At 68.8% G+C, this 8,769-nt stretch carries 5 protein-coding genes and 1 pseudogene; 3 read left to right on the top strand and 3 right to left on the bottom strand.

The genetic code is table 11. The annotated features are described in order from the left end of the window. The first annotated feature begins 223 nt into the window (after window positions 1-223). The 3 genes from ACFUJR_RS29710 (at window position 224) to ACFUJR_RS29720 (ending at window position 4,594) form a co-directional block, all read left to right on the top strand. A complete protein-coding gene (locus ACFUJR_RS29710) occupies window positions 224-607 on the top strand; it encodes a hypothetical protein (protein ID WP_383179730.1) in 384 nt (127 codons plus the stop codon). Between the two features lie 338 nt (window positions 608-945). After that, entirely contained in the window at window positions 946-2,253 is a 1,308-nt protein-coding gene (locus ACFUJR_RS29715) for a helix-turn-helix domain-containing protein (RefSeq protein WP_383450918.1), read from the top strand. Window positions 2,254-2,524: 271 nt separating this feature from the next. After that, window positions 2,525-4,594 (top strand): Shedu anti-phage system protein SduA domain-containing protein, encoded by a 2,070-nt coding sequence (locus ACFUJR_RS29720; RefSeq protein ID WP_383179724.1) that lies wholly within the window; start codon window positions 2,525-2,527, stop codon window positions 4,592-4,594. Between the two features lie 148 nt (window positions 4,595-4,742). Here ACFUJR_RS29720 and ACFUJR_RS29725 read toward each other — a convergent pair whose 3' ends face one another. The 3 genes and pseudogenes from ACFUJR_RS29725 to ACFUJR_RS29735 all read right to left on the bottom strand — a co-directional run. Continuing rightward, a complete protein-coding gene (locus ACFUJR_RS29725) occupies window positions 4,743-4,985 on the bottom strand; it encodes a hypothetical protein (RefSeq protein WP_383179722.1) in 243 nt (80 codons plus the stop codon). 166 nt (window positions 4,986-5,151) lie between these two features. Beyond that, window positions 5,152-6,075: a hypothetical protein gene (locus ACFUJR_RS29730; RefSeq protein ID WP_383179719.1), complete on the bottom strand. Its 924-nt coding sequence runs from the start codon at window positions 6,073-6,075 to the stop codon at window positions 5,152-5,154. A gap of 448 nt (window positions 6,076-6,523) precedes the next feature. Next, a pseudogene (locus ACFUJR_RS29735) lies at window positions 6,524-8,665 on the bottom strand (Helicase associated domain protein); the annotation flags it as partial. Window positions 8,666-8,769: the final 104 nt, after the last annotated feature.

Here is an 8,769-nt window from a genome sequence, read left to right on the forward strand (position 1 = left end):
ACCGGGAGGGGGAAGGAAACAGGAGCAACCAAAAAAAAAACCATAGGGGAGGGACCCCCCGCCGGAGCAAACCCCCCGCAGAAAAACACAAAAAACCACCCCCCCCCCCCCCCCCCCCCGACTGGTGTTCGTAGGGGAGCACACCAGGTGCACCCCGTACCGACTGCTCGACCCGGCTTTCACACCACGAGCGGCGGGAACTGCAATCGGGAGGACCGGTTCCATGAAGAGCATGCCCCCTCACACCGCCCCGGGCGACGTCCAGCTCGGCTGGGCGAGGGTGGCCCTCAACGAGCACTCCGACGTCACCGAGATCGCCGTGAGCATCCTCCGCGACGCGGTGCCGGAGTTCCTCGGCGGGCTCGCCGTCGTGCTCGTGCTCGCCGTCCTCGGGTGGTACGTCAAGCGGCGGCGAAACACGCTGCGCCGGTACATCCTGCTTAACAGCGTCGACGCGGACGGGAACCCGGTCCTGCACGTCACGACCCGCCGCCCGGGCACCATCATCACGCGCGACGTCGGCCGCGGCCCCGAGCGGTTCGAGCTCACCGACGTGGAGCTGCCCGACGGCACATACGTCGCGGAGCCCATAGACCGCTACGTGTAGCGTTCCCCTCCGTCCCGCACAGACCTTCAGGGCCCCGCCACCAGGCCGGGGCCCTGTCCCTGTTCCCGGCGGTCATCAGTCCGTCAGGCTCCAGCCTGTCGGCCGGAGCCGGCCGTGCAGCGCTACTCGATCGATCGTGTGCCCGACCACGGTGCCGCCGGTCGTGGTCACGCCCACTCCGTGCTCAGCTCTCGGAGCGCGTCCAGCTGGTCCTGGGCAAGCCCGACGACAGGCGGCGGGCTCAGTACCGGAAATGCGTGGTGACGGCCCGGTGATCCCGTTTAGCGTGATCTGGCTGGCGATCGCCAGCAGTACGTGGTGAACACACTGGAGCTCCAATGGCCCTGCCCGCACGGCTCACTGCCGCCTTGGGACGACACCCCGACGACCTCACCGAGGACGATCTGCAGCGTGCGGTCGAGAACCACATCCCCGAGAGCGTCGACCTCGACTGGAAGAAGGACTTCTACAAGGGCACCGACGCGGGCAAGAAGGAACTCGCCAAGGATGTGTCCGCCATGGCCAACACTGCTGGCGGCATGGTCGTCATCGGCGTCCACGATGGCGATCAGGACCATGCGCACGCCCTGGCCCCCATCGATCCGGAGCCCGGCCGCGGCGAGGAATGGATCCGCTCGGTGCTCGCGAACTGGATCCAGCCCGTCGTACCCAACGTGGGCGTACGACCGGTGAAGTCCGAGAGCAAGGCGGGCAAGATCTACTGGGTGCTCACCGTGCCCCCGAGCACCCAGGCCCCGCACGCGGTCGCGGCTCCAGGCAACGACTACAACTTCCGCGTCCACGTCCGGCACGGCACCACGACTCGCACCCTCGCCGAATCCGAGATCGCCCAGCGCTACCGTGACCGCTTCCAGGCCGCCTCCGACGACGTCAACCGCCTCCACGAGGTCGTCGACGCGGGCTTCGGCTACCTGTCGGGCTACCTGACCAGCACGGCCCACGGCGGCAGTCCCAAGGCGACCTACTACCCGGGCTGGGTCAGTCTGGCCGCCGTTCCGGCCGTCCGTGGCACCTATCCCGTGACCACGCGGGTGGATCGGGACGCGGCGTTCGACCGCTTCGTCAAGCTCGCCGGTGAAGGCGTGAGCACCAACGTGCAGCCGGCCCGCCCCGTGCTGGTCGGCCGCCGCCAGGTCCGCTTCGAGGGCGTGCCGACCGGCCAGCTCCACGAGGACGGCAGCTTCTACGCGGCGATGCCCATCAACCTCCAGAGCGACCACACCAACGACGACGGCCCCAAGCGGCTGTTCCAGCGCGGACTAGAACTCGACCTCGTGGCCCTGGTACAGGCCGCCGCAGCCTGGGCGGCGGAGACCGGATCAGCGGGCGATCTGATGCTGTCCGCCGCGCTCCACCGCTTCGACGACAGCGACAAGCCCGTACACCTGATCGCGGCGGAACACGCCTTCCACCACGGCCCCGCGACGCCGTTCCCAGCAGTCCCTGCACAGACCACCGGCGATCTCTCCGCCATCGTCACCGACCAGCGCGAGGCCGTCGTCGTGGCCTGCGCACTCGTCTCCGACCTCCTGGCCGACATGGGAGCGCAGGAGCCGCACGTCCTGACCCCTCAAGGAGAGATCCTGATGGACCGGCTCGAGGGCTTCCGGCACACGCTGCGGTAGACCCCGCCGACTGGCAGCACGAGACCCCAGGCCTCCGAGGCCTGGGTCCGGAGGGCGCTGAGGGGCCAGATCGCACTCGCCATGGTGGTCCCGCTCCAGCAACGGCTTCGCCGGAACGGGCCGCGCTGACCGCGGGTCGGCCGGGTCGGGCCGGTCGGCGGTTCCCCCACCGCCCCGCTGCCGCGCTGCGCTTCGTCGTCTGAAGTCTCGTTCGACAGAGGAAAGTTCCGATCGACCGGTATCTGACCGCCCTGCCCTCCATCCTGGACACATGACGTCCAGCGACTCCGCCCCGGCACACGCGCAGCCATCGATCACGACGGTGACGCGGCACGACATCTTCAGCTATCTGCGCGGGATATCGAGCCCCTGGTGGGGGAAACTGGACGAGGTCACGTTTCTGGAGGACCTCTACGACCTGGACCGACCTGCATCCAAGAACGGCCCGCTCCCGACTGTCCGCGCTGACATCCAGCAGCACCGGATTAACAACTACGACCTGGACGACGACTGGATCTTCGAGGACTCCCGGTTGGAGCTCTCCGAAGGACCGGACGAGGTGCTGCTCGCCTTCCTGGCACGAATGGTCCATCCCGAGGTTGCGGCCAGCGTCGAGGAGGCGATGAAGCAGGTTGAGGAGCTGAACCGGCTGCTGGCACCGGACGGATGGGGCCTGCGTTCCTACGACTTCCTCTCCGGCCGGCCGATCTACACGCCGGTCCGGCTTCCGCCCACGGGCCCGTTGGTCCCGCTGCCGCTGAACGACGACGACCGGAGCAAGCTCGACCTGGTCCTCGGGCAGGCCTACAGCCTTCTGGACTGCGCCGGCGAGGAGACCGCATGCGACCTGTTGCGCACGGCTGTCCTGACCCTGCGTCGCGACGGCGGCTTCTTCAACCCCGTGCCTGGTGACGGTTGGACGGCGGACACCTACGAGGCGGTCCTAACCGTGGAGCGCGAGCTCCTGCCCACCTGCGCCCCGGAGACGAAGGAGGTGATCTGGCGGACACTGGAGAGCCTGCTCAGCCAGCTCGGACGCACCGACGTCCAGGACCTCGTGGTCGAAGGCGATAGTCGGCCGCTGCCCCACATCCCGCCGGACTGGCGGGCCCAAGCCACCGCACCCGCCACCCCCATCGTTCGCGGTCTCCGCCTCCCCTTCACCACCACCGAGTTCGACGTCACCCGCGGGGACTTCGCCGACCTGGAGATCCGTGCCTCGCATGACAGCAGCGGGTTTCACTACCTCTACGACACCCGCGCACGCCGGATGATCACCGACTTCGTCCTCGACGACCGGCCTCAGGTGGCCACACTGTGCAGCGTCACCATCATCAAGAAGGGCAGCACCTTCACGCCGAGGATCAAGCTGTGGAAGAAGGACAAGAAGAAGGCCGGGGAGGTCCCCGCCACGCAGACGGTGCCTGACACCGGGGCCACCCGGGCCGTCAAGGCGCTCGTCGACACCGGGGACGTCCACGAGAACTTCTGGAAGGTCATCAACTTCCTCCAGGGCTGCGCCGGGCTGAGCACGCCCGGCGGCTCCCTCCAGCTCGTGGCAGGAGACGAGGCCCAGCTGACCCAGCTGCTGACCGGCCAGGACCGGACGATGGTTCTCGGCGCGGTCAGGACCGCGATCGGCGGCGGGCTCACAGAGGAGGACATCCGGCTGATCAGCAACCGCAGAGAGCAGCTCCAGAAGTTCAAGCGGCTGCTGAACGATCCGGACTACTTCCAGCAGGAGGAGAGCCTTGCGACGACGCGCGGGGCGGAGGCGGTCTGGCAGGCCTTCTTCGAGACGAACCAGTGGATCTTCGGCTACGGGCTCAACCTCATCGCCTGCGAATCCATCGACGACGGCAAACTGGAACGCATCACCACCGGTGCTGACATCTTCGGCGGAGCCGGGAAACGCATCGACGCCATCATGCGTTCCAAGGGCCTGATCAGCAGCATGCTCTTCTGCGAAATCAAGACCCACAACACGGAGCTGCTCGCCAAGGCCCCGTACCGTGCGGGCGTTTACCAGGCATCGAAAGAACTGGGCGGCGGCGTGGCGCAGGTGCAGAAGACGGTCAGCAAGGCCCAGCAGCTCATCTCCCGCGAGTTCCTCACCCACATCTACGACGACGACGGCACCCCGACCGGCGTCGAACTGTCCACCACCCGGCCCCGGCAGGTCGTGGTGATCGGGAGCCTGCGCGAGTTCACCCACCACGGCCGTGTGAACCCGGAGAAGATCAACTCCTTCGAGCTGTACCGGACATCGATCCAGGACGTCGAGATCATCACGTTCGATGAGCTCTACCAGCGGGCGTGCTTCATCGTCGAAGATCGCTAAGACTCCCATCCACCTGTTGGCCTGTGGGTGTGTCCAGTACGTACGGCGGCCCGCGTGTGGTGACCGTCGTACGGGGTGAGCCGCTGGTGGCCCCGGCTCGGACCGGGACCACCAGGTCTGCGGATGTGGGATCAGCGGGTGCGCCGGGTCAGCGCTGCTGGATCCACCAGATGATCCAGCCGGTCCCGCTCGCGCCCACGGCACCGGCGGCGCCGCGGAGGATGCCGTGGCCCGCCGTACGGGCGAGGGTGCGCAGGCGACGGCGGCGGCCGGCGTCCAGCAACTGCCGCAGCCGGGTCCGGATCTCGGACCAGGCGTGGCGCAGCTTGCCGTTGCCCTGGTGATGCCGGGTCGACGCCGGCTGGTCAGTGCCCTTAGGCTCGATGGACATGCTGATGGTGCCTCCTTGGGGAGTGACTGTCGGTTTCTTCACTGGGCGGCTCCCTGCTGGAACAGGGGGCCGTCGCCCGTTTACGGGGCGGCGGCCTGCGCCGCGCCCGACCCGGGTGTGCCGGGCCGGGAGTCGTGGGGCCGGGGCCGTAGCGCCCCGGCGGTGCTCATCGCGGAATCGCAGCCCCCGAGAGCGCGGGGATACGGGAGCTGATCCGCAGTGCGGTGCGGGCGATGCCCTCAAGAGTCCAAGCGGCCTCCGCCGCCTCGCGCTCCGTCTTGTTGATGTTCAGGTCGAACGGCGCGGCGAGCGCCCAGCGCACACCCGTGCTCTGGCCGAAGATGGAGGAGCCGTCCAGGTACTGCTTGGTGAGGAATTCGTACAGCAGCCCCTTCGCCTTCAGCTCCGTGATGCCGCGGCCGACGGTCGCCGGGGAGATTCCGTACCAGGACGCGAACTGCTTGTCCTTGTGCAGGACGAAGGAGGGCTTGCGCTGGCTCATGAAGATGAACAGCATCGCCTTCGCCGGCATCGTCAGCGACTTGTAGTAGTCCTGCTCCCAGTACTCGAAGGGCACCTTGAAATAGATGTCCTTGCGGGAGCCCTCAAAGTTGCCCGATGGCAGCGTGTACGGGTCCCCGGAGCCGTCCTCATGCAGCTTGGTGATGCGGGTCATCCGGCCGTCCGGCGCCGTGCTGATCAGCTTCAGTTCCTTCAGCTTGGCCAGGTGCCGGGAGACCGCGGCGCTCGCCTTGCCGTCGGTGGCGAACGAGATCCCTGCGGCGCGCCCCCATGTCTCGGACCGGCGAGTGACGCCCCAGTCGCCGTCGACGCGACCGCGCGGGAGTGGGCCCCGTGCGGCGACGCAGTGGACCAGGAGGAAGAGCTCCAGCCGCTCGGGGCTGCGCAGCAGGTGACGGAAGGGACCGGGCTTCGTGACCAGGCGGGGGCCCGGGACGGTGTCCTGGACGAACGCACGCCGGATGGGGACGGCACGACTGGTGCGCTTGGACTCGTCCAGCAGCATTCGTATCGTGTCGCCCTGGCTCACGGCCTTGTCCCGCTTGAGAACGGTCAGTTCGGTGTTCACAGGCCCAACTATGCGCCCCGGCGTGGGCGGTTCGGGTGCCGGTTACGGGAGCGCGCACCCGGCCGGGCGCCCGCTCAGCTCGGCTAGTCGGAAAACATGTGAAAACTGATGACCCCGATAGGAAACTGTTGTCCACCAAAGGCCGCAGGCTGCACCGTATTTGAGGCTCGTAACTCTTGTGCGTTCAGATTGCGATCTTTGGCAGTCTGGACACCAACACTTGACAATCTCAACTCGTGACTCCGTGCTTGGGAGGAGACAGCCCGAGTGGGTCCTGGCGGACCGGGACACCGCCCGCCCGCCGGTGCCGCCATCCGCATGTCGTCTCCACCTGAGCGACACGCTCCGGGCGGCCGTGACGGGGTCCGTACGACTGCGCCGACAGCACGAGACCCCGGGCCTGTACAGGCCCGGGGTCCGGTGGGGGAGCGTGCAGCGGTCGTCTCAGTTAGGAGTCCTCCCTTTCGGAGGGCGGCCCGTACTGCTCGATGAGGTCGCAGGTGCAGGCGCCGCCCTCGTACAGCACCTTGTCGCACTCGTCATGGTGGTGCCGTACCGGCGGCCGCTTCACCGGGGCGGTCGCCGCGGGCGGGGCGGGCGGCTGGCCGGCCCCGGACCGGGCGGCGGCCCGGAGCTCGTTGTCGACGACGGTGGAGGCGATCTCGTCCTTGCGCCACTTCTCGGGGGAGTTGTGGTTCACCAGGCCGCCCGCGTAGGCCATGCGCAGCAGTTCGGCCTTGGTGTGCTTCCGCGTCAGTTCGGCGAGGCGCTGCATGCGCGCCCGCCCGCGGGCCGCCTCGGCTTCGCGCTCTTCGCCCGTCAGCGTGTCGGCGTGGGGGACATGCTGCCCCTGCGCTGGTACCACCGGCGGCACGGGCTGCGCCGGGCCGCCGTCCGTCGGAGCCGGTCCGCCGGACGGGGCTGGCACCGCTGCGGCCTTTGCCCAGGGCACGCCCAGGGCTGCGAGGGCTGCCTGCTGCTCCGCGCCGAGCTTGTCCCACCTCGCGCGGGTGTTCGAAATCCATACCCCCAGCTTCACGAACGTCGGCTCCGTCTCGCCGTCGACCGTGATCGACTCGCTGTGCCCGCGCGGCACCGCCCGGTCGACACCCTCGCGCTTGACCCACTGAGTAAGGGCGGCCAGGCCGCGCTGGAACGCCTGCTGTGCCTTGTTCGGGCCCTTCGTCGCGTGCGTGGCCGCCGCAGCGGGAGACGGCGCCTGAGCGGGCGTGATGCCCAGCCGGGACAGCCGCTCCTGTTGCTTGGTCGACAGCTGCGCCCAGGTGCCCGGCTGCTTCTGCCGCTGGAGCCACCGTCCGATGTCGTCGCCGTCCATGAGCACGCCGGGTGCGATGTCGGGCAGGTGGCCGTCGGCGTCGACGAGGTCGGCGAGGACGCGGTAGTGGCGTTGCCAGTCCAGGGGCCACGGGCAGTCCCAGTCCGGGTCGATCGCGGTGAGCTGCGCCGCACGCTGCTCCGCCCGCTTCGGGTCCTTGCCCAGGCCGTTCTTCGCGCCCTTGCGCCGGAGGTTGGCCATGTGCTGCCCGACGGGCGCCATCGCCTCGCCTTCGCCCCAGACCGCGTCCTGACGCGGGGCGAGGTGTCCCGTGGCCCGCCGGTAGGACTGCAGCGCGGCGATCTTGGTCTCCCAGGCTTCCTCGCCCGGCTCCCAGACCATCCCGGCCTCGGGCGCGTCCAGCAGTTCCTTGCGGTGGGGATCGAGTTCACCGGCGCGCAGCGCTTTGCGCTGCTGGTGCACCCACCTGCCCAGCGGGAAGTGCTTGGTGACGCCCACCGTCGTCTCGGTGTCGTACGGGACCGCATACAGGCCGGTGATCCCGTTCTCCGCCCGCCAGCGGATGAGGGCCTGGTAGCCCTCCAGCCACACCAGCGAGTCCGGCCGGTACACCCGGGTGCGCAGGAACGCGGCGATGGTCGCCGCGTCCCGGGGGGTGCTGAAGTGGAGCAGGGCCGATTCGGCGGCGGCGTGGGTGTCGTCGTGCTCCTGGTCCTTGCCCTCCCCCGAGCCGTCGGCGCCGATGATCCGGCCGTCCTCATCGCGCCGGAGGTGGACTTTGCGCTTCCCGCTGCTGAGGGCGCGGGAGGCGAGTTGCTCGACCAGGCGCTCATCGTGGCTGCGCAGGCCCTGGAGCACGGCCACGAGCGGCCTGAAGCTCGAACTGGCCACCATGTCGGTCGGGTCCTCGCCCGGCTCCAGGAAGACGGGCACGATGATCCGCGCGACCTTGGTGGAGCCGTCCCGGTTCAACCTCAGCGCGCGGCCGATGTTCTGCACGATCTCCACCTGGGAGCCGCGGGTATCGGCGAAGCAGATCGCCTCCACACCGCGCTCGCCGGTGATGTCGACGCCTTCCCCGAGCACGCGAACGCTCGCGAGGAACGCGCGGTGCACGCGCCGGTTGTTGGCGTCGATGCCGTTGGCGAACTGCCGCAGGACCTCGCGGCGCTCGCTGACGAGGTGGTCGCCGCACAGCCACGCCGACCACACGCGGTCCGGCGGGACGTGGCGGCCGGCCTCCAGGCCGTAGAACTTCGCGTCGATCGACGACGTGGGCAGTTCCTTTTCCGCCTTGACCATGGTGTGAGGTTCGGGGAAGAGGCCACCGAGATGTTCGGGTTTCCCCACCACTGATGCTGGCTCGTGTTTGTCCTGGTCAGTTGACGTTTCAGAGG

The organism is Streptomyces sp. NPDC057271, from assembly GCF_042668715.1.
Classification (GTDB): Bacteria; Actinomycetota; Actinomycetes; order Streptomycetales; family Streptomycetaceae; genus Streptomyces.